General features: G+C 72.5%; 20 protein-coding genes. 5 read left to right on the forward strand and 15 right to left on the reverse strand.

Translation table 11 applies throughout. The features are described 5' to 3' along the window. The first annotated feature begins 17 nt into the window (after positions 1 to 17). Entirely contained in the window at positions 18 to 758 is a 741-nt protein-coding gene (locus Q5762_RS32410; RefSeq protein WP_315895856.1) for a DUF2071 domain-containing protein, read from the forward strand. Here the strand turns inward: Q5762_RS32410 and Q5762_RS32415 are convergent. From Q5762_RS32415 to Q5762_RS32430, 4 genes are all read right to left on the reverse strand, one after another. Next, the gene (locus Q5762_RS32415) at positions 685 to 1902 is read right to left on the reverse strand and encodes a methyltransferase (protein ID WP_315895857.1); all 1218 of its coding nucleotides are present in this window, start codon (positions 1900 to 1902) and stop codon (positions 685 to 687) included. The two genes, Q5762_RS32410 and Q5762_RS32415, sit on opposite strands and share 74 nt — an antisense overlap. A 54-nt stretch (positions 1903 to 1956) precedes the next feature. Next, on the reverse strand, positions 1957 to 2532 hold the full coding sequence (locus Q5762_RS32420; RefSeq protein ID WP_315895858.1) for a histidine phosphatase family protein: 576 nt from the start codon (positions 2530 to 2532) through the stop codon (positions 1957 to 1959). Positions 2533 to 2616: 84 nt separating this feature from the next. Beyond that, positions 2617 to 3066: a GNAT family N-acetyltransferase gene (locus tag Q5762_RS32425; RefSeq protein WP_315895876.1), complete on the reverse strand. Its 450-nt coding sequence runs from the start codon at positions 3064 to 3066 to the stop codon at positions 2617 to 2619. A 128-nt stretch (positions 3067 to 3194) separates the two neighbouring features. Continuing rightward, the gene (locus tag Q5762_RS32430; protein ID WP_315895859.1) at positions 3195 to 4631 is read right to left on the reverse strand and encodes a PLP-dependent aminotransferase family protein; all 1437 of its coding nucleotides are present in this window, start codon (positions 4629 to 4631) and stop codon (positions 3195 to 3197) included. Between Q5762_RS32430 and Q5762_RS32435 the strand changes: the two genes are divergently transcribed. Together Q5762_RS32435 and Q5762_RS32440 are read left to right on the forward strand one after the other, a co-directional pair. Continuing rightward, entirely contained in the window at positions 4630 to 5553 is a 924-nt protein-coding gene (locus Q5762_RS32435) for a DMT family transporter (protein ID WP_315895860.1), read from the forward strand. The genes Q5762_RS32430 and Q5762_RS32435 overlap by 2 nt on opposite strands. Before the next feature lie 109 nt (positions 5554 to 5662). Further along, entirely contained in the window at positions 5663 to 5857 is a 195-nt protein-coding gene (locus Q5762_RS32440; RefSeq protein ID WP_315895861.1) for a DUF1918 domain-containing protein, read from the forward strand. A 46-nt stretch (positions 5858 to 5903) separates the two neighbouring features. Here Q5762_RS32440 and Q5762_RS32445 read toward each other — a convergent pair whose 3' ends face one another. Beyond that, the gene (locus tag Q5762_RS32445; RefSeq protein ID WP_315895862.1) at positions 5904 to 7151 is read right to left on the reverse strand and encodes a family 10 glycosylhydrolase; all 1248 of its coding nucleotides are present in this window, start codon (positions 7149 to 7151) and stop codon (positions 5904 to 5906) included. Positions 7152 to 7321: 170 nt separating this feature from the next. Here Q5762_RS32445 and Q5762_RS32450 point away from each other — a divergent pair, with 170 nt between their 5' ends. Continuing rightward, complete coding sequence (locus Q5762_RS32450) at positions 7322 to 8182, forward strand: 3-hydroxybutyryl-CoA dehydrogenase (RefSeq protein WP_315895863.1); 861 nt, start codon at positions 7322 to 7324, stop codon at positions 8180 to 8182. Positions 8183 to 8260: 78 nt separating this feature from the next. Here the strand turns inward: Q5762_RS32450 and Q5762_RS32455 are convergent, their stop codons facing one another. From Q5762_RS32455 to infC, 10 genes are all read right to left on the reverse strand, one after another. Then, positions 8261 to 8791: an NUDIX hydrolase gene (locus Q5762_RS32455; RefSeq protein WP_315895864.1), complete on the reverse strand. Its 531-nt coding sequence runs from the start codon at positions 8789 to 8791 to the stop codon at positions 8261 to 8263. Positions 8792 to 8842: 51 nt separating this feature from the next. Continuing rightward, positions 8843 to 10183: a transcriptional regulator gene (locus Q5762_RS32460; protein ID WP_315895865.1), complete on the reverse strand. Its 1341-nt coding sequence runs from the start codon at positions 10181 to 10183 to the stop codon at positions 8843 to 8845. Between the two features lie 255 nt (positions 10184 to 10438). Then, entirely contained in the window at positions 10439 to 11533 is a 1095-nt protein-coding gene (locus Q5762_RS32465; protein ID WP_315895866.1) for a PP2C family protein-serine/threonine phosphatase, read from the reverse strand. Positions 11534 to 11818: 285 nt separating this feature from the next. Then, positions 11819 to 14401 (reverse strand): phenylalanine--tRNA ligase subunit beta, encoded by a 2583-nt coding sequence (locus Q5762_RS32470; protein ID WP_315895867.1) that lies wholly within the window; start codon positions 14399 to 14401, stop codon positions 11819 to 11821. Beyond that, positions 14401 to 15528, reverse strand: coding sequence for a phenylalanine--tRNA ligase subunit alpha (gene pheS / locus Q5762_RS32475; protein WP_315895868.1), 1128 nt, complete (start codon positions 15526 to 15528; stop codon positions 14401 to 14403). The genes Q5762_RS32470 and pheS overlap by 1 nt, the downstream gene beginning before the upstream one ends. 138 nt (positions 15529 to 15666) lie before the next feature. Further along, positions 15667 to 16878, reverse strand: coding sequence for an ATP-binding protein (locus Q5762_RS32480; protein ID WP_315895869.1), 1212 nt, complete (start codon positions 16876 to 16878; stop codon positions 15667 to 15669). An 82-nt stretch (positions 16879 to 16960) separates the two neighbouring features. Continuing rightward, entirely contained in the window at positions 16961 to 17800 is an 840-nt protein-coding gene (locus tag Q5762_RS32485) for an RNA methyltransferase (protein WP_315895870.1), read from the reverse strand. 226 nt (positions 17801 to 18026) lie between these two features. After that, positions 18027 to 18413: a 50S ribosomal protein L20 gene (gene rplT / locus Q5762_RS32490; RefSeq protein ID WP_315895871.1), complete on the reverse strand. Its 387-nt coding sequence runs from the start codon at positions 18411 to 18413 to the stop codon at positions 18027 to 18029. 107 nt (positions 18414 to 18520) lie between these two features. Beyond that, positions 18521 to 18715, reverse strand: coding sequence for a 50S ribosomal protein L35 (gene rpmI / locus Q5762_RS32495; protein ID WP_315895872.1), 195 nt, complete (start codon positions 18713 to 18715; stop codon positions 18521 to 18523). Positions 18716 to 18839: 124 nt separating this feature from the next. Continuing rightward, on the reverse strand, positions 18840 to 19541 hold the full coding sequence (gene infC, locus Q5762_RS32500) for a translation initiation factor IF-3 (RefSeq protein WP_315895873.1): 702 nt from the start codon (positions 19539 to 19541) through the stop codon (positions 18840 to 18842). A gap of 332 nt (positions 19542 to 19873) precedes the next feature. Here infC and Q5762_RS32505 point away from each other — a divergent pair, with 332 nt between their 5' ends. Then, on the forward strand, positions 19874 to 20233 hold the full coding sequence (locus Q5762_RS32505) for a DUF1844 domain-containing protein (protein ID WP_315895874.1): 360 nt from the start codon (positions 19874 to 19876) through the stop codon (positions 20231 to 20233). Positions 20234 to 20367: the final 134 nt, after the last annotated feature.

Below are 20367 nucleotides of genomic sequence, written 5' to 3' on the forward strand. Positions count from 1 at the left end.
GGGGTTACGCTCCCCCCATGAACCTCACCGTGGCGAGCGTCATCGAGCGGCGACTGCTCGTCAACTACCGCGTCGAGCCGGCGGTGGCCGCCCGGCTGCTGCCCGTGGGCCTGCGTCCGCAGCTGGTCCGCGGGCATGCCGTCGCCGGCATCTGCCTGCTGCGGCTCGGCTCCGTACGGCCCGCCTGGGCGCCCGCCTCGGTGGGGCTGCGCAGCGAGAACGCGGCGCACCGGATCGCCGTCGAGTGGGACGGCCCGGACGGTGTGGAGACCGGCGTGTACATACCGCGCCGGGACACCGCCTCGCTGGTCAACCGGTGGGCGGGCGGCCGGGTGTTCCCCGGGGAACACGGGCACGCGGACTTCGAGGTGGACGAGAGCCCGGACACCGTACGGGTCGCGTTCGCCACCCGCGACGGGGAGACGCGGGTGGACGTCACCGCGGAGATCACCGGCACCCTGGAGAGCAGCGGGCTGTTCGCCGATCTGGACGAGGCGTCGGCGTTCTTCCGGGGTGGCGCGAAGGGCTGGTCGGCGACCCGTACCGGCGCGAGCCTCGACGGGATGGAGCTGCGGACGGACGCCTGGCACATCGAGCCCGGCCGGGTCACGTCCGCCCGCTCCAGCTACTTCGAGGACCCCGACCGCTTCCCGCCCGGCAGCGCCGAGCTGGACTCGGTCCTGGTCATGCGCCAGGTGCCGGTGCGGTGGCTGCCGCTGCCGAATCGCTCCGCCGGGCCCGCCCGCCGGACTGCTTGACCGCCCGCAGGACCACGAACTTCGGGTCGCTCGCGACCAGTTCGCAGGAGCCGAAGATCCGGCGCAGCGTGACGTGGTAGCCGAGGTGGCGGTTGCCGACCACCCACAGTTCGCCGCCAGGCCGCAGGACGCGCCGGGCGTCGGTGAACATCCGGCGGGCGGTGCGGTCGGTGGTGGCCTGGTGGCTGTGGAAGGGCGGGTTGTTCAGGACGAGGTCCACCGACTCGGTGGCCAGCTCGGCCGTTCCGTCCCCGACCACGAACTCGGCGGCCCGGTCCTCCGCCGTGTGGTTACGGAAGTTCTCCTCGGCCGAGGCGACGGCCTGGTACGACTCGTCGGCGAAGACCAGGTCGGCCTCGGGCTCGGCGAGTGCGACGGCCAGGCCGACGACTCCGTTGCCGCAGCCCAGGTCCACGACCCGGGCCGGGCCGAGACCGGTCGGCAGGTGCTTCAGGAAGAAGCGGGTGCCGATGTCGAGGCGGTCGGCGCAGAAGATCCCGGCCTGGTTGACGACGGTCCGTCCGGCGACGGTCCCGGCGTCGGCGGGGAGGTCGTAGCGGTACGGCCAGGGGTTCGCCGCCCGCTCGCGCGCCGGGTCCGGCGTGCAGAAGATCAGCCGGGCCTTCTTGACGGCGAGCGAAGTGCGGGTGGGACCGAGGATCGACTCGAAGAGCTGGAGCGTGGAGGTGTGGATCTCCTTGACCATGCCGGTCCCGACGACCACGGTGCCCTCGTGCAGGGCGGGCGCGAGCCGGTGCAGCTGGTCCTCCAGGAGCGCGAGGCTCTTGGGGACGCGGACGAGGAGCACGTCGATCCGCTCGGGCGGCGCGTCCTGGGTGGTGAGCAGCTGGACGGCGTCCGGATCGGCCCCCGACCGGGCCAGGTTCTCGACGGTCGCCCGGCGGCCGAGGTAGGAGTCGGCGATCTGCGCGAGGGCGCCCGGACGGCGGGCCGCGAGCGCCGTGACGAGAGCACCCCAGCGGTCACCGACGACGGCCACCGTGCCGGACAGATCGGTGTCCGTCTCGGCGAGGTGGCTCAGCAGGTACTCGTCGGACGCGTCCCAGGCACGGAGCGGGTCGCGCGGGTCCTCGGGGAAGCGGGCGAGTGGGAACTCGCCCCATGACGTGGTCAAACGGTTCATCGTGCTCTCAGGCTAGCCGGTCGCCGCCCACCACCGGGCCGGCCGGGGCGACCGCTAGCCGACGGCCGCCTGGAGGTGGAGGTGCCAGAGGCCGGGGCGGCCGGTGAGGGTGACGGTGGACAGGGGGCGGACGTCCACGTTCCAGAACGTGGCGGGCGGCGCCTTCAGGGCGTACACCAGGGCGGCCCGGACGACGGCCGGTTCGGCGACGGCGACGATGGCGCCGTCGTCGGCGGGGCGGGTGTCGAGCCAGCCCCCTATCCGCGAGATGAAGGCGAGCAGGGTCTCGCCGCCGTGCGGGGCGATGCGCGGGTCGGCGAGCCAGGCGTCGACGGCGGCGGGTTCGAGCGCGGCGACCTCGGCGAGGGTCAGTCCGCGCCAGCGGCCCATGTCACAGTCGCGCAGCGCGGGCTGGGCGAGCGGGGCGTAGCCGAGCGCGGCGCCGGTGGCCCGGCTGCGGGGCGTCGGGGAGCAGTAGCGCAGCTCGGCCGCGCCGAGCGGGACCAGCGTGTGCGCGGCGAGCTGCACCTCGTACCAGCCGGCCTCGTCGAGCGGCCGGTCGTCGTCGAACCGCTCGGCGAGCAGGGAGGAGCTGCGCGCCGCTGCGACGAGCGTGACCCGTATGCCCATGGCCGCGATCGTGAGGCCGAAGGCCTGGCAGGTCAAGAGGGCATATGCACGGGGACCGGTCAGGCGGGTGAGCCGGTCGAAGGGTCACTGATGTCCGAGAGCCATCCATTTATCCGGGTTCGATAGGGTCTCGAAACCGACTTTCTCGTACACACCGTGCGCGTCCGCGGTGGCCAGAAGGATGCGGCGCAGCCCGTACGGCCTCAGGTGGTCCCGTACGGCGGTCACGAGCGCCGTACCGAGGCCGGTGCCGCGCGCCGGCCGGTCGACGTAGACGTCGCAGAGCCAGGCGAAGGTGGCGCGGTCGGTGACGACCCGGGCGTAGGCGGCGATCTCGCCCGTCTCGCGGTGGTACGCGGCGAAGTTGAGGGAGCCGTCGATGGCCAGGTCCTGCCGGTCCCGGGGGCGGCCGAGCGCCCAGTAGGCGTCGGTGGAGAGCCAGTGGTGGACGCGGGCCCGGTCGATGCGGTCCGGATCGGCGGAAATCTCGTACGCGCCGTGCGTGAGGGCTCCGGTGGTGTCCGTGGGGTCCATGGGGTCCATGGGGTCCGTGGTGTGCATGGTGTCTGTGGGGTCGGTGGTGTGCGTGTCGGTCATGACGCGCAGGCTCGCAGGGCGCCGGGCGGCTTGTCAGGTGGTTTTGTCCGCAGCCCTCCGGTGGCTCAGCCGGTCAGCTCGTCCACGGCCGTGCGCAGGCGGCGGACGCCCTCCGCGATCTCGGTGGGGCCCGCGACGCCCGCGAAGCTGAGGCGGATGTGACCGGCGGGCGGTTCGGCGCTGAAGTAGGGGCGGCCGGGGGCGACCGCGACGCCGGCCCGCAGGGCGCCCGCGAGGAGCGCGGCCTCGGGGAGGGTGTCGGGGAGCCGCAGCCAGAGCTGGTAGCCGCCCGAGGGGATGTGGGGCAGGTCCAGCTCCGGGAGGTGCAGGGCGAGCGCGCCGGTCATGGTGGAGCGGCGGCTCTTCAACTCCTGGGAGACGGCGCGCAGATGGCGGCTCCAGGCGGGCGAGCCGACGAGTTCGAGGGCGGTCTCCTGGAGGGGGCGCGGAACGAAGAAGGTGTCGACCACGTGGATGGCGCGCAGCCGTTCCAGGACCGGGCCGTGCGCGGCGAGGGCGCCGACGCGCAGGCTGGGCGAGGTCGGCTTGGTCAGCGAGCGGACATGGACGACGACGCCGTCCGGGTCCTCGGCGGCCAGCGGCGCCGGGAGCGGTCCGGCGTCCTCGTGGACGAGCCCGCGGGCGAAGTCGTCCTCCACGACGAAGGCCCCGGCCGCCCGGGCGATCCGGAGCACGGCGCTCCGCCGCCCGGCGTCGAGCACGGCGCCGGTCGGGTTCTGGAAGAGCGGCTGGCAGACGAAGACCCGGGCGCCGGTGGCCCGGAAGGCGGCTTCGAGCAGCTCGGGACGGACCCCGTCGGCATCAGCCGGTACGGGTACGGGACGCAGCCCGGCCGCGCGGGCGACGGCGAGCATGCCCGGGTAGGTGGGCGACTCGACGAGGACGGGGGTGCCGGGCGGGGCGAGGGCCCGCAGGGCGGTGGCGATGGCGGGCTGGCCGCCCGCGGTGACGAGGACGTCGGCGGCGGTGACGGTGCCGCCGATGTCGCGGGCGAACCACTCACGGAGCTCGGGCAGGCCGTCGGTGGGCGGCCTGCCCCAGGCGCCGGGGCGGCGGCCGGCGCGGGCCAGCGCGGCGGCCATGGCCCGCTCGGGCTGGAGCGAGGGGTGCAGATAGCCGCCGTTGAACTCGATGACGCCCGGCGGCGGCGCCGACAGGGTCACCAGGACACCCGACGCGTCGACGCTGCGCGGCACCAGCTCCGTCGCGGTGTCGGCGCTCAGGGCGACCTCCTGCCAGGAGGTGTCCCCCGCCACGGCCGTCCGCTCGCGCGGCTCCGCGCGGTACGCCCCGGCTCCCGGCCGGGTGACGACGAGGCCCTCGGCGGCGAGCTGGGCGAGGGCCCGGGTGACCGTCACCGGGGAGACGCGGTACCGCTCGACCAGGGCGCGACTCGACGGCAGCTTCCCTCCAGGCGAGTAGCGGTTCAGCTCCGCCCTGAGGGATGTGGCCAGGTCACCGACGCTGCTACGCTCATGCATGACAGCACAGGATAGCGCTACTCACTCCACCACGATAGCGGTCGGCACCACGGACGCGGCCTCCCCGCAGACCCGCGGCACGCTCCTCGCCGTTCTCGGCGTGGTCGCGTTCTCGCTCACCTTCCCGTCCACCGCCTGGGGCCTGGAGAGCTTCGGCCCCTGGTCGCTCGTCGCCGTCCGCTCGACGCTCGCCGCGCTCATCGCGGGCGCCTTCCTGCTGGCCATGAAGGCGCCACTGCCCGAGCGCCGCCACTGGGCGGGCCTCGCCGTCGTCGCCGGCGGAGTCGTCATCGGCTTCCCGCTCCTGACGACGCTCGCCCTGCAGACGTCCACCACCTCGCACGCGGCCGTCGTCGTGGGCCTGCTGCCGCTCACCACGGCGACCTTCGCCGCGATCCGCACCGGCCGCCGCCCGTCCCGTACGTTCTGGATCGCGGCCGTCGCCGGCGCGGTGGTCGTCCTCGCCTTCACGCTCCAGCAGAGCGGCGGCGCCCTGTCGACGGGCGACCTGTACCTGTTCGGCGCGCTCCTGGTCTGCGCGGCCGGCTACACCGAGGGCGGGCGGCTGGCCCGGCTCATGCCGGGCTGGCACGTCGTCGGCTGGGCCCTGATCCTCTGCCTGCCGCTCATGCTGGTCGGCTCGGCCGTCGCCCTCTCCATCGAGCCCGTCCACCTGAACGCCCACGGCGTCGTCGGGCTGCTCTGGGTCGCCGCCGGCTCCACCTTCTTCGGCCTGTACGTCTGGTACCGGGGCATGGCGGCGATCGGCATCCCCAAGGCCAGCCAGCTCCAGCTCGCCCAGCCGCTGCTGACCCTGGTCTGGTCGGTGACGCTGCTCGGCGAGTCGCTCTCGCCCGCCGCTCCCCTGGCCGCCGCGGCCGTGCTCGTCTGCATCGCCGTGACGCAGCGATCCAAGAGTTGAGAGCTGGACAAGCGCCAGGGGGTGATGCGGGTCACAATGGCGGACATAGACTCGGATCGAGGACAAGCGGCGTAGGCAGGATCAACACGGCCGCGAGGAGGTCACCCCGATGGAAGCGAACGTGGGCGACAAGCTGCTGGTGCACGGCCGGACCGTCGGTCAGCACGACCGTACGGCCGAGGTCCTCCAGGTGCTCGGCGAGAACGGCAACCCCCCGTACCGCGTCAAGTTCGACGACGACGGTCACGAGGCCCTGATGGCTCCGGGCCCCGACACCGTCGTACGCCACCACGAGAAGTCGTAGCGAACGCCACCACGAGAAGTCGAAGCGAAGCCGCCCCAGGCGGTGCCTAGCGGGGCGAACGGACCCAGGTCGGGTAGTGGTCGGCCACCACGGCCGCCATCGCCCCGATCCGGTCCCTCGTGACCTCCTTCGCCGCGAAGAAGCAGTGCCCGCCGACCGCCGGGTACCGCGCGGCGAGGGTCAGATGGCGGGAGAGTTCCTTCGGGTCCTGCCAGGCGGCGGGCTGGGCGGGGTCGCCGGCCTTGTACAGCGCCTCACCGATGTAGAGCTCGACGCCGGTACCCCGTACCACCGCGTCCCACCAGGGCACGAGCGTGGCGTAGTCGGCGCCGTCGTTGCCGATGTGCCAGTACAGCTGCGGGACGACGTAGTCGATCCAGCCCTCCTTGATCCACTTCCGGGTGTCCGCGTGCAGGTCGTCGTAGCTCTGCCCGCCCCGGGTGTCCGAGCCCGCGGGATCGGTGGTCGCGTGGCGCCAGATCCCGAAGGGGCTGATGCCGAAGGCGACCTGGGGATTGATCTCCTTGACGCGGGCGGCCGTCTCCGAGACGAGCAGGTCGATGTTGTTCCGCCGCCAGGCCGCCCGGTTCGGGAAGCCCCCGCCGTAGCGCGCGTACGCCTCGTCGTCGGGGAAGGCCTGCCCGGCCACCGGGTACGGGTAGAAGTAGTCGTCCCAGTGGACGGCGTCGATCGCGTAGCGGGTGACGGCGTCCAGCATCGCGTCCTGGACGAAGCGGCGCACCTCCGGCAGCCCGGGGTTGTAGTGCAGCTTCCCGCCGTACGGAACGATCCACTCCGGGTGACGTCGGGCCGGATGGTCCGCCGCGAGCCGCTTCGGGTCCGTGTGGTTCGCCACACGGTACGGGTTGAACCAGGCGTGCAGCTCAAGACCGCGCGCATGGGCCTCAGCGACGGCCGTCCCGAGCGGATCCCAGCCGGGATCACGGCCCTGCACCCCGGTCAGGCACTCCGCCCACGGCTCGTGCGGCGAGGGCCACAGGGCGTCGGCGGTCGGCCGGACCTGGAGGACGACCGCGTTGAGCCGGCGCTCGACGGCCCGGTCGAGGTGGGCGAGGAGTTCGGCCCGCTGCGCCTCGGGTTGGAGCCCGGCGCGCGAGGGCCAGTCGCGGTTGAAGACCGTCGCGATCCACATGCCCCGGAACGCGCGCGCGGCGGCCGCCCTCTCCCGTTCGGTCCGCGCGGCGGCGGTGTTCCTGCCGCCGGAGGCGCCCGTCGTGGCGAGCGCCGCGAGTGCCGCGCCCGCGACGAACCCCCTTCTCCCGAGAAGTCCCATTCGTCATCCCTTACATGTCGGATACGTCACACCCACAGGCAGAGCATGCCCGCCCCGGCCGATCGATCATCGGTTAATGAGCGGTAACGTCGTGGGGTCGAGGTGGGCGCGCCGGAATCACACGGACCCCGCCGCCAGTGAAGAACGAAAGACACGAGGTGACGGACTCCATGGCCGACATTGAGCGCGTCGGAGTGGTGGGCTGCGGCCAGATGGGCGCTGGCATCGCGGAGGTGTGTGCCCGCAGCGGTCTTGACGTGAAGGTCGCCGAGACCGACGGCGAGGCGCTGGAGATCGGCCGTACGCGGCTCTACAACTCGCTGGCGAAGGCCGCCGAACGCGGCAAGATCAGCGAGGAGGAGCGGGACGCCACGCTGGCGCGGCTCTCCTTCACCACCGACCTGGGCGAGTTCGCCGACCGCGACCTCGTCATCGAGGCCGTGGTGGAGAAGGAGCAGATCAAGACCGACATCTTCAAGATCCTCGACCAGGTGATGACCCGGCCCGACGCGATCCTGGCCTCCAACACCTCCTCCATCCCGCTGGTGAAGCTGGCGGTGGCCACCTCCCGCCCGGACCACGTCATCGGCATCCACTTCTTCAACCCGGCCCCGGTGCAGAAGCTGGTGGAGCTCATCCCGGCGCTCACCACGTCCGAGGGCACGATCAGCCGCGCCCAGGTCTTCGCCGAGAAGGTGCTCGGCAAGCACGCGATCCGCGCCCAGGACCGCTCCGGCTTCGTGGTCAACGCACTCCTCGTGCCGTACCTCCTCTCCGCGATCCGGATGTTCGAGTCGGGCATCGCGAGCCGCGAGGACATCGACAACGGCATGGAGTTCGGCTGCGCCCACCCGATGGGCCCGCTGAAGCTCGCCGACCTGATCGGCCTGGACACGATCGCCTCCATCGCCGACTCGATGTACGCCGAGTACAAGGAGCCGCTGTACGCCGCTCCCCCGCTGCTCCAGCGCATGGTGGACGCGGGCCGGCTCGGCCGCAAGACGGGCTCGGGCTTCTACCCGTACTCCTGAACACCTTCGACCGCCGAACGGCCCGTACACCCGCACAGGTACGGGCCGTTCGGCGTTCCCGGGGGTGGGATCGAGACGTCAGCCCAGCCGCAGGTGATGGAGCATCAGCAGCCCCGCCGCCATGTTGGCGGCCGGTATCTCACCCCGGGCGATCATGTCCGGGACCAGCTTGAGCGGTATCCACTCGCGCCGTGAGGACTCGAAATCGTCCTCGGGCGGGCCGATGTACGTGGCTTCCTCGGCCCAGTAGAGATGGTGCCGGGCGTCGGTGAGGCCGTTGGACGGCTCGACGGTGAGGAGATGGCGCAGCGGCCCCGGCCGCCAGCCGGTCTCCTCCTCCATCTCGCGGGCGGCGGCCGTGGCGAGGTCCTCGCCGTCCTCGACGACGCCGGCGGCCAGCTCCCACCCCCAGCTGTCGGTGATGAAGCGATGCCGCCAGAGCATGAGGACTTCGTTGGCCTCGTTGACGGCGGTCGCGACGGCGACCGGGCGGAGCCGGATCAGATAGTGGTCGAGGTGGCGGCCGTCCGGGAGCTGGACGTCCGCGAGGTTCACCCGGAACCAGCGGTTCTCATAGACAGGTTGTTCGCTCAGTTTCGTCCACTGCACGTTTCTGCCACCTTCCGATTGGTCGGTGGCAATATGGCAGCAGTCCGGGGCTCACAGGGGAACGCGTAGCGCCCCGTCGATGAGTTCGGCCGCCTGCCGCGCGTCCGCGCAGTCGCTCGCCAGCAGATGCTCCCGCACCAGCCGCAGCCGGTCGCGCAGCCGCTGCGACTCCATCCCGCGCGCCCGCTCGGTCATCTCCACCGCCGTCCTTGCCGCCGCGTCCGCCTCCCCCTGCCGCAGCTCGATCTGGCAGAGCATCGCCAGCCGGTGCACCCGGCCCCGGTCGTGCGCCGGCGTCTCCACGGCCGCCCACGCGTGCTCCCGGGCCGCCGGAAGATCACCCAGACTCAACAGCGCCTCGGCGACCTGCACGTTGACCAGTCCCGGCTGGACGTAACCGGTCTCGGCCGGCTCGGACCCGGGTCTGATCCGGTCCGCCGCCACCTCCGCCCGCCGGATGCAGGCCAACGCGGCCGTCCCGTCGCCGAGATGGGCGTACGCCTTCGCCTGCATCGCGGAGAGATCGGCGGCGAGCGCCGCGGTGATCCGGGTGCCGGCCGACCGCAGCGCCGCCTCGGCGAACGCCACCGCCTGCCGGTACTCCCCCATGAACAGCGACTGGTTGACGAGCAGCGCCACCACATAGGCGCCGAGGCCCCGGTCCCCGCTCGCCTTCGCGAGCCGCAGCGCCTGATGGAAGTAGCGCTGCGCGAGCCCGAGGGCGTCGGAGTCGTACGCGCAGATGCCGGCCACGGCCACCAGGCCGCCGGTGGCCCGGTGCAGCTGCCGGCCGAGGCTGTCGCTGTACGCCCCGCGCATCAGCGGCGCGGTCTCGGCGTTGAGGAATCCGACGATCCGCACCCGGGTCGCCACGCCGCCGGTCTTGCGGTACATCTGCTCGTAGTGCGCCCGGGCGGCGCCGAGCATGGCGATGTCGGCCGGCGAGACCCGCGTCCGGCCGTCGCGGGAGACGTCGGAGTCCTCCGGCGGGTTCTCCCACTCCCAGACCGGCATCACGGCCGGGGTGCCGGTGACCGCCTGCGCGCCGAGTATGTGCGGCCGCTGCTGCTCGTCGGAGCGCCACAGGGCGGTGGCCCGCTCGACGAAGGCGGAGAGCGGCGAACCGTGCGCGACGGCGGCGCCGCCGGACACGCCCAGACCGATGTCGTCGAGGGTGACGGCCCGGTGCAGCCGCGCCGCGAGCACCTCGCAGATCAGGTCGGGCACCTGGCCGCGCGGCCGCTGGCCCTTCAGCCAGCGGGCCACGGCGGTGTGTTCGTACCGTAGGGCGAGGCCACGGGAGCGGCCCGCCCGGTTCACCCGGGCGGCGAGGCCGGCGTGCGAGATGCCGGCCTCGTCCAGCAGGGCGTCAAGCAGGGTGTTGGGGTGCATGAGCCCCTCCGACGATCGGTCCGCCCAGCGTAGAGGAGGGCGGTTTCACACGGGGTGTGAATGAAGTGCCCGTTTTTCCGGTCCGTGCACTCTGCCGCCGTCCCCTCCGGGCCGGTTGACTGAGCGCCTCGCCGCAAGGCGACCCGGGCCGCCGGGCTCCCCCTCGTACAGTGCGGCGGCCCGCCCCGCGCCGCCCGCCCGCCGACCTGCCCGACACTCCCAGGCGGTCCCGGCGGCGCCGGCCGTTCCCATCGCTCAACAGTGAGGGGAGGGTTCAGGTCGGGTACGGCGCAGCCCGGGTTCGGCGGGCTGCGCCGGAACCCGCATCCGGTCGTTACGGACGACCAACAGGGCCACGTCGTCGGCGAGTCGGCCACGGGTGTGCCGTAGCAGCGCCGTGTGCACGCGGCGGACGAGCGCCGCCGGGGAGAGGGGCGCGTCACGGGCGGCCTCGGTCAGGACGGCTTCGCTCAGGACGGCTTCGAGCCCGAAGAAACGGCCGGCCCCGTCCCTGGCGTCCTCCGCGCCGTCGGTGTGCAGGAAGAGCGCCTCGCCCGGCAGGAGCCGGGTGCAGCGGTACGGGGCGAGGTCGGCCGGCAGCGGGAAGGTGCCGAGCGGCGGAAGCGGGTCGCCCACGGGGACGGCCTCCACGCGGCGGCCGATCCGGTACGGGCCTGGGTGCCCGCAGTTGAGCGCGTACACCTCCCCGTCCTCGCCGATCTCCAGGAGCAGCAGGGTGACGAACTCCTCCGCCGCCGGATGTTCCGGCTCGCGCCCGGCACAGGCCGCCGGGTGCTCCTCGCGCGCCCGCTCGCGCAGATGGCGGGCGAGCGCCCGGTCGAGCCGCCGCAGCACACCGCCGAGTTCGGGCTCGTCGTGCGCGGCCTCCCGGAAGCTGCCGAGCACGGCGACCACCGCGCCGAGGGCGGCGAGACCGTGCCCCCGGACGTCTCCGATGACGACCCGCACGCCGTAGGGCGTGGCCACCGCCTCGTACAGGTCCCCGCCGACGGTCGCGCCCCGCGAGGCGGAGAGCTGGCCGGCCGCGACGGAGAGGCCGTCGAGCCGGGGCGGGGGCGGGCGCAGCAGGACCCGTTGGGTGGCGTGGGCGATGGCCCGCATCCGCTCCAGCTCGCGCGAGAGGCCTCGGCGGATGCCGAGGATCAGCCCGGTGCCGACGCTGAAGAAGAGCACGCTGGTCGCGATGCGCATGGGCAGGCCCGGTTGCTGGGCCAGTGGACAGCCGAGTTTCCAGGTCACGGCCACCGCACCCCAGAGGGTGGGAAGGGCGAGCGGCCGCAGCCCGCGCAGCCGGGAGCCATCGGAGAGCAACGTCCTGGTACGGATCATGCACGGCCCTTCCTGAGGCCCTGCAGCGCCCGAAGGCCCTGCGGCACACAGGCCCGCCCCTGTGGCCGCGTCGATTCTGCCGACCCCACAGGGCAGCGCGGAACACCCACCGGGCATCTCACCCGAAGGAGTGAGCGCCACCGGCGCGCCGCTCCGCGCCACGCTTACGCCACCCGCACGAACGGTGCCCGTTCGCACGTGAGCACGAGGCACGAGCCGGCCCGGAGATGCCGGAGGGGGCCGGCCCGGTCTTCACCGGGTCGGCCCCCTCCGGGAGCGTTCCGCTCAGGCGCCGCGCAGCACGGCACCCGTGCGCTCGGACGCGAGGGCGACGGCCGCATCGCGCGCGGCGCTGGCCTCGTCGACCGTGAGGGTGCGGTCCGTGGCGCGGAACTTCAGCGCGTACGCCAGGGACTTCTTGCCCTCGCCGAGCTGGTCGCCGGTGTACACGTCGAACAGCCGGACGGACTCCAGGAGTTCACCGGCGCCGTCGCGCAGCGCGGCCTCGACCGTCACGGTCGGGACCGACGCGTCGACGACCAGGGCGACGTCCTGGGTGGCGACCGGGAAGGAGGAGATGCTCGGGGCCTTCAGGGGGCCCTCGTTGGCCTGCTCCACCAGGTCCAGGTCCAGCTCCGTCGCGCAGGTGCGGTCGGGCAGGCCGAGCGCCTTGACGACGCGCGGGTGCAGCTCACCGCCGTGGCCGACGAGGACCTTCTCGCCGTTGACGACCACGTGGAACGCGGCGCAGCGGCCCGGGTGCCACGGGGCGTGCTGGTCGGCGCTGACGATCAGCTCGACACCGGCCTCGGCGGCCACCGTGCGCGCCGCCTGGATGGCGTCGGCCCAGTCGGCCGGGCGGCCCTTGCCCCACCAGCCGGCCTGCTCGCGGGCCCCGGCGAGGACGACGGCGACCCGGCGCGGCTGCGCGGGCAGCGCGGCGTTGACGGTGGCGATCTCCTCGTCGGTGGGACGGCGGTCGACGGGCAGCCGGACGGCGACCCCCGGCCGGTCGCCCGGCCGGAAGACCAGACCGGTCTCGAAGAGCGCCAGGTCGTGGCTGCCGCGTCCGGCGTTGCGGCGCAGCGCGCCGAGCAGGCCCGGCAGCAGCGTCGTACGGAGCGCGGGCTCCTCGTCGGAGAGCGGGTTGACCAGCGTGACCACCCGGCGACGGGCGTCGTCCGCGTCCAGGCCGAGCTGGTCGAAGACCTGCGTGCCGATGAACGGGTAGTTCAGCGCCTCGACGTAGCCGGCGCCGGCCAGCGCGCGGCCGACCCGGCGGTGGGTGCGCTGGCGCTCGGTGAGGCCACGCCCGGCGGGCGGCTTGGGCAGCGTCGAGGGCAGGTTCTCGTAGCCCTCCAGCCGGATGACCTCCTCGGCGAGGTCGTTCGGCACCCACAGGTCGGGGCGCCACGACGGGACGGTGACGACCAGCTCGTCCTGGCCGTAGACGTCGCAGCCGATCTGCTGGAGGCGGCGGACGACGGTCTCGCGACCGTAGGCGACGCCCGCGACGCGGTCCGGGTGGTCCGCCGGCATGGTGACCGTACGGGGCGCGGACGGGGCGACGATCTCGGTGACACCGGCCTCGGCCGTGCCGCCCGCGAGCAGCACGAGCAGGTCGACGCAGCGCTGCGCCGCGGCGGAGGCGGCCTGCGGGTCGACGCCACGCTCGAAGCGCTTGGACGCCTCGGAGGGCAGCTTGTGGCGGCGGGCCGTGCGCGCGATCGAGATCGCGTCGAAGTGCGCGGCCTCGATGACGACCTCGGTGGTGGCACCGGCGACGTCCATGGGGGTCCCCCCTGCTCGAGCGGAGTCGAGAGCTTGGGGGAGATCCGCGATCTCCGTGTCGGCGCCGCCCATCACGCCCGCGATGCCGATCGACCCGCGGTTGTCGGTGATGACCAGGTCACCGGTGTCGAGGACGCGCTTGACGCCGTCGAGCGTGGTGATGGTCTCCCCGGCGGCGGCGCGGCGGACCCCGATGGGGCCGTCGAGCCGGGAGCGGTCGTAGGCGTGCAGCGGCTGACCGAGCTCCAGCATCACGTAGTTGGTGATGTCCACGGCGAGCGAGATCGGACGCATGCCGGCCTTCTGCAGCCGGCGCCGCATCCAGATCGGCGTACGCGCCTCGGGCTCCAGGCCCACGACGGTGCGCGCGGTGAAGCGGTCGCAGCCGATCGGGTCGGTGACCTGGACCGGGTAGCCGTACGAGTTCGGCGCGGGCACGTCGAGGAGCGCCGGGTCGCGCAGCGGCAGGCCGTACGCGATGGCGGCCTCGCGGGCGACACCGCGCATCGAGAGGCAGTAGCCGCGGTCGGGCGTGACGGCGATGTCGAGGACCTCGTCGTACAGCTCCAGGAGCTTCGTGGCGTCGATGCCGATCTCGAGCTCGGGCGGCAGCACGATGATGCCGTGCGTGCCTCCCCCAAGGACTCCGTCCAGGGGGGACCCCCAGTCGCCCATGCCCAGCTCGTCGCCGGAGCAGATCATGCCGCGGGAGACCCGGCCGTACGTCTTGCGCTCGGCGATCCGGAAGTCACCGGGGAGCACGGCGCCGGGCAGCGCCACGACGACCTTGTCGCCCTCGGCGAAGTTCCGCGCGCCGCAGATGATCTCCTGCGGCTCGCCCGTGCCGTTGGCCTGGCCGACGTCGACGGTGCAGAAGCGGATGGGCTTCTTGAACTCCGTCAGCTCCTCGATGGTGAGGACCTTGCCGACCACCAGCGGGCCGGTCAGGCCCGCGCCGAGCTGCTCGACGGTCTCGACCTCGAGTCCTGCCGAAATGAGCTTGGCCTGGACGTCGCGTCCGGTCTCCGTCGCCGGCAGGTCGACGTACTCCCGCAGCCAAGAAAGCGGGACCCGCATCAGATCTCCATCCCGAACGGCCGGGTGAACCTGACGTCACCCTCGACCATGTCTCGCATGTCATCGACGTTGTGGCGGAACATCAGCATCCGCTCGATGCCGAACCCGAAGGCGAATCCGCTGTACTTCTCCGGGTCGACACCGCAGGCGACGAGCACCTTGGGGTTGACCATGCCGCAGCCGCCCAGCTCGATCCAGCCCTCGCTGCCGCAGGTGCGGCAGGGCCGGTCGGGGTTGCCGACGGACTCGCCGCGGCAGACGTAGCAGAGCATGTCCATCTCGGCGGACGGCTCGGTGAAGGGGAAGAAGTTCGGGCGCAGCCGGGTCTTCATGTCGGCCCCGAAGAGCGCCTGGACCATGTGGTCGAGGGTGCCCTTGAGGTCGGCCATGGTCAGGCCCTCGTCGACGGCGAGCAGCTCGATCTGGTGGAAGACCGGGGTGTGCGTGGCGTCGAGCTCGTCGGTGCGGTAGACGCGGCCGGGGCAGACGACGTAGACCGGGGGCTCCCGGTCGATGAGCGTGCGGGCCTGCACCGGGGAGGTGTGCGTACGGAGCACGATGCCGGACTCGTCGTCGGTGGTCCCCTCGGGGCCCTGGACGAAGAAGGTGTCCTGCATCTGGCGCGCCGGGTGGTCCGGCATGAAGTTGAGGGCGTCGAAGTTGAACCACTCCGCCTCGACCTCGGGGCCCTCGGCGACCTCGTACCCCATGGATACGAAGACGTCGGCGACCCGCTCCATGAGCGTGGTCAGCGGGTGGCGGGCGCCGGCCGGAACGCGGTCGTACGGCAGGGTGACGTCCACCGCCTCGTCGACCAGGACGCGGGCGTCGCGCTCGTCCTCCAGCTCGGCCTGGCGGGCGGCGAGGGCCTTGGAGACCGCGCCGCGGGCCTGGCCCACGAGCTTGCCGGCCGCGGCCTTGGCCTGCGGCGGCAGCGCGCCGATCTCGCGGTTGGCCAGCGCGAGCGGCGAGGTGCCGCCCGTGTGCGCGACCTTCGCGTGCGCGAGCGCGTCGAGGTCACCCGCGGTGGCGAAGGCGGCGAGCGCCTCGTCCCGCATGCGCTCGATCTCTTCCGGTTTCAAGGCCTCGACCTCAACCGGGTCGTACGACTTATTGGGTGCGGACATCTCTTCCCGTGCTTCCGTTTGGCTGGCTTGGGCGCGGCCCCGCTCGACGTCAAGGGCGCAAACGTGCCAAAGGTCGAGTCTAACGGGGCGCGGGGACGCGAATGAGCCCGTGGGCGGCCCGGGCGGCTGCTGATCTCGTCAGGCGAGATAGGCCGGGGCACCGACGGGCAGGATAAATCGGAACTCGGCGCCGCCGCGGGGACCGCGTCCGACGGTGATCGTGCCGCCGTGGGCCTCGACGATGCCCTTGACAATGTAGAGGCCGAGTCCGGTGCCACCGCGCTTGCTCCCCCGCCAGAAGCGGGTGAAGACACGGCCCATCGACTCCTCGGGGATGCCGGGGCCTTCGTCGCTCACGGTGACCGCCGTACCCTTCTCGCCGTCGGGGGTGTCGCTGGTGGGTGCCACCTCGATGGTGACGGTTCCCTCGCCGTGGCGCACCGCATTTTCGAGCAGGTTGCCGAGGACCTGGTCGACCTTGTCGGGGTCGGCCCACAGGTCGGGCAGCTCGGGCCGGACGCGGACGAAGAAGCGGTCCGGGGACTGGCCGCCGGTGGTGTGGGCCTGGATGTGCCGGCCGACGGCGGCGGCGATGTCGACGGGCTGGCGGCGCACCTCGAGGCGGCCGGAGTCGATCCGGGAGATGTCGAGGAGCTCGGCGATGAGCCGGGTGATGCGGTTGGCGTCGGCGTCGACGGTCTCCAGCATCAGCCGCTTCTGGTCGTCGGTGAACCGCTCCCACTTGGCGAGCAGGGTCGCCGTGAAGCCCTTGACGGAGGTCAGCGGCGAGCGGAGCTCGTGGGCGACGGTGGCGATGAGCTCGGCGTGGCTGCGTTCGGTACGGCGCCGGGCCTCGGTGCCGCGCAGCGAGACGACGACCCGGCGGACCGGTCCGGTGGGGTGCTCGCGGACGTACCGGGCGGAGACGAGGACCTCGCGGCCGCCGGGCAGGAGCAGGTTGCGCTCGGGCTGTCCGCGCCGGGTGGCGAGCCCGCCGTACGGATCGGTGAGGGTCCACCAGCGGCGCCCCTTGAGGTCCTCCAGGGGCAGCGCCTGCTCGAGCGGCCGGCCGAGGGCCTGGCTCGGGGGTACGGAGGTGATGCGGGCGGCGGCGGCGTTGAAGCAGACGACGTGGCCGGTGGCGTCGGCGACGACGAGCCCGTCGGGCAGCTCGTCGGGCTCTATGCCGGTGATCGCGGGCGCCGCGGCGGGGGCGCACGGGGACCCAGGGGCCTCGGTGGCCTCGGGGCTCTGAGGTGGGTCCTGGTTCTTCGGGGCTTCCGAGGACCCCTCCGGGGCATCCGGCGCGGCACTCCGTGCCTGTGCGGGACTGTCCGTACCGACCGTCATCCCCGTTCCCCACCCCTCCGTGTAGCGCAGTGGGCCCCCGAGTTGGTCACCCTACTAGGTGCGGGTGACGCTTTGGAGCCCCTCAGACGGAGGTTCGGGGGCGCTGCGCACGCGCGGAGGCGTAGAGGCACACGGCGGCGGCCGTCGCGAGGTTGAGGCTCTCGGCCTTGCCGTGGATCGGTACGCGGACCACGGCGTCGGCGAGCGCGCGGGTCTCCTCGGGGAGCCCCCAGGCCTCGTTGCCGAAGACCCAGGCGGTGGGCCCGCCCATGGTGCCGGCGTCCAGCTCGTCGTCGAGGTCGTCCTGACCGGCACCGTCGGCGGCGAGGATCCGTACGCCCGCGCTCTTCAGTCCGGCGACGGCCCGCTCGACCGGGACGCCGACCACGACCGGGAGGTGGAAGAGGGAGCCGACGGAGGCGCGGACGGACTTGGGGTTGTACGGGTCGACGGAGGCGTCGGTGAGGACGACGGCGTCGGCGCCTGCCGCGTCGGCGCAGCGCAGCACGGTGCCGGCGTTCCCGGGGTCGCGTACGTGGGCGAGGACGGCGACCAGCTTGGGCCTGGCCGCGAGGACCTCCTCGAACGGCGAGTCGAGGAAGCGGCAGACCCCGACGAGCCCCTGCGGGGTGACGGTCTGGGAGACCTCGGCGAGGACGGCGGCGTCGGCGTAGTGGACCCGGGCCCCGGCCGCGCGGGCGGCGTCGACGATCCCGTCGTACCGCTCGGCCGCCTCGACGGTGGTGAAGAGCTCGACGAGGGTGGGCTCTCCGGAGCCGCTGCGGTGCTCGGCGGCCTCGCGGACGGCCTGCGGGCCCTCGGCGATGAAGAGGCGGTCCTTGCTCCGGAAGTTGCGCTTGGCGAGCCGCCGGGCGGCGACGACGCGCGGCGAACGCGGGGAGATCAGCTCGGGGGTACCCATGGGGTCGGTGGCTCTTTTCGGGGGTCCGGGCGGGTGATCGGAGGGTCCGGGATGATCGGCGGGCCGGGCGGATGATCCGGGCGGCCGGCTGATCAAGGCCGGTCGTCGGGCCGGTGGGTGATCGGGGTTCCGCGCCCGGCAGGGGCCTGGCGTGGCTCCGAACACGACCGGACCCGCAGGCCCGAAGGCCTGCGGGTCCGGTGCAGAAGGATCTGCGGCCTGAAGATCAGGCAGCGGCCTTCGGGGCGTTGACATCGGCCGGGAGGGCCTTCTGCGCGACCTCGACGAGCGCGGCGAACGCGTTCGAGTCGTTGACGGCCAGCTCGGCGAGGATCTTGCGGTCCACCTCGATGTTGGCGGCCTTCAGACCCTGGATGAGGCGGTTGTACGTCATGCCGTTCTGGCGGGCAGCGGCGTTGATGCGCTGGATCCACAGCTGACGGAAGTCGCCCTTGCGCTTCTTGCGGTCGTTGTAGTTGTAGACCAGCGAGTGGGTGACCTGCTCCTTGGCCTTGCGGTACAGGCGCGAACGCTGACCGCGGTAGCCCTTGGCCGCCTCGAGGATCGCCCGGCGCTTCTTGTGGGCGTTGACCGCCCGCTTGACGCGTGCCACTTGTTAACTCCTTGTAGCGGGGTCGTGGTTGGACTCACACGACCCGAAAACGAATTGGTCCCGGACTGGCCGGAGGGCCCTCGTCACCGAGGACACGAGAGGATCGGTCAGATGCCCAGCATCTTCTTGATCTTCTTGGCATCGCCCGGGGCCATCTCGGCGTTGCCGGTGAGGCGACGCGTCAGCTTGGACGACTTGTGCTCGAGCAGGTGGCGCTTGCCGGCGCGCTCGCGCAGCACCTTGCCGGAGCCGGTGATCTTGAAGCGCTTCTTGGCACCGGAGTGCGTCTTGTTCTTCGGCATCGCGCCGTTATCTCCTCGTCAGTGGCGCTCCCCCCGGTGCGGGCACCGGACATCCGGGAGCGTCAATTCTTGGTGTGGTGGTTCCGGGCGGGGCCCGGGGCTGCCTGGGTGGCAGCCCGTCGGGTCACGCCTCGGGGTTCTCGGCCTCGGCGGGAGCCTCGGCCGAAGCCTCCTCGGCCGGAGCCTCGGCGGTGTCGTCGGACGCGATGCCCTGACGCTCCGCCTTGCGCGCGGCCTGGGCCTCACGCGCCTCGGCCATGGCCTCGGTCTTCTTCTTGTGCGGGCCGAGAACCATGATCATGTTCCGGCCGTCCTGCTTCGGGTTGGACTCGATGAAGCCAAGCTCCTCGACGTCCGAAGCCAGCCGCTGCAGCAGCCGGAAGCCAAGCTCGGGGCGGGACTGCTCACGACCACGGAACATGATCGTGATCTTGACCTTGTCACCCTGCTTGAGGAACCGAACGACGTGACCCTTCTTGGTGTCATAGTCGTGCGGGTCGATCTTCGGCCGGAGCTTCATCTCCTTGATGACCGTGTGCGCCTGGTTCTTGCGCGCCTCACGGGCCTTCATGGCCGACTCGTACTTGAACTTCCCGTAGTCCATGAGCTTGCAGACGGGCGGACGGGCGGTCGCCGCCACCTCGACGAGGTCGAGGTCGTACTCCTGAGCAAGCTCAAGGGCCTTGGCAAGCGGAACAATCCCGACCTGCTCGCCGCTGGGACCGACAAGTCGCACTTCGGGAACGCGAATCCGGTCGTTGATGCGGGGCTCGGCGCTGATGGATCCTCCTCGGTAGCACCACGTGACCGCCTGGCGGACGGACACGTATGTTCTGTTTCGTGAGACCAACCGCACCGGAACATGAAAAACGCCCCAGACGGGACACAGGCGGGGCTCCACGGAAATACCGGAGCACCACCACGGTCAACCGCGGGGCGCACATCGGGCGGCTCCATCGTCCGTACGGAACGATGGGCGCCACCTGACCGGTGACCCGCCGCCCGTAAGGGCAGCCAGGTGGGAGATCGGAGCCTCCACTTGTGGGCCGGGCACATAGGTGTCCGGCCGGTCGTCACACCAGGCTAGCAGGGACCGTCCCGGTACGCGAACGGGGACGGGGCGCGGGAAGGGCGTCCGGTCCGCTTATCGTGTGGGGCATGAGCGAGACGCCCCAGAACGAGTCCCCCGACTTCGACGACATGACCCGTGACATCGCGGAGGTTCCCGCGGTCGAGGTCATCGTGACCGTCGCGGTGAACCTGATGAGCGCCGCCGCGGTGAAGCTCGGCCTCACCGAGGACGGTGAGAAGCACAAGGACCTCGACGAGGCGCGCAAGCTGGTCCACGCGCTGGCCGGCCTCCTCGACGCCGGTGCGACGGAGATCAGCTCCTTCCACGCGGCGCCGCTGCGCGACGGCCTGAAGTCCCTGCAGCTGGCCTTCCGCGAGGCCTCGATCGTCCCGGACGAGCCGGGCCAGGGCCCGGGCGAGAAGTACACGGGCCCGGTGTACGGGTAGCCCGTCCGGGGGTACGGGGGGTACGGGGGTCGCCCCCCGGGAGATCGCAGCCACGGGCCCGGTGTACGGGTAGCCCGTACGGGGGCACGGGGGTCGCCCCCCGGGAGATCGCAGCCACGGACCCGGTGTACGGG

It is taken from the genome of Streptomyces sp. P9(2023) (assembly GCF_032436795.1).
In the GTDB taxonomy this organism is placed as follows: domain Bacteria; phylum Actinomycetota; class Actinomycetes; order Streptomycetales; family Streptomycetaceae; genus Streptomyces.